This window comes from Roseateles sp. P5_E1 (assembly GCF_054049335.1).
This window is the reverse complement of record NZ_JBFUMN010000457.1, coordinates 1-528: the sequence shown is the minus strand read 5'-3', so window position 1 is coordinate 528 and position 528 is coordinate 1. Positions and strand designations below refer to the sequence as shown.

The following is a 528-nucleotide window of genomic DNA, read 5'->3' as shown; positions in this document are numbered from 1 at the left end:
CATCAGCGGTAAATTCCGCTTCAAGGGCATCGCAGCGCATGCCGCGCTCGCGCCGGATCGCGGACGTTCGGCGCTCGATGGGGTGGAGGCGCTCAACCACATGGCCAACATGATGCGCGAGCACGTGCCCGACGGCACGCGCATCCATTACGTGATCAGCAATGGCGGTGCGGCCCCCAACGTGGTGCCCGACGCGGCCGAAGCCTATTACTACGTGCGCCACGTCGATCCGGCCGTGGTGCGCGATGTGATCGCGCGCCTGCACCTGGCCGCGCGCGGCGCGGCGATGGGCACCGGCACCGAGGCGACATTCGAGCCTACCGGTGGGGTGTACTCGCTGCTGCCCAACGATGTGTTGGGCCAGGTCATGCAGCGTTCGCTGCAGCAGGTGGGTGGCGTGATCTACGACGCTGCCGATACCGCGTTCGCGCAGCAACTGCAGCAAAGCCTGCAGCAGCGCCCTGCGCTGGAAAGCGCCGCATCCCTGGAGCCCTACAGCGCCGAGCAGGCCGGTGGGGCGTCCACCGA

The 528-nt window shown here is 68.2% G+C and carries 1 protein-coding gene; it reads left to right on the top strand.

Annotated elements, in window-relative coordinates:
• Positions 1–528: peptidase dimerization domain-containing protein (locus ACXJKJ_RS32075; RefSeq protein ID WP_457395784.1), on the top strand; the 528-nt coding region annotated here is incomplete at both ends.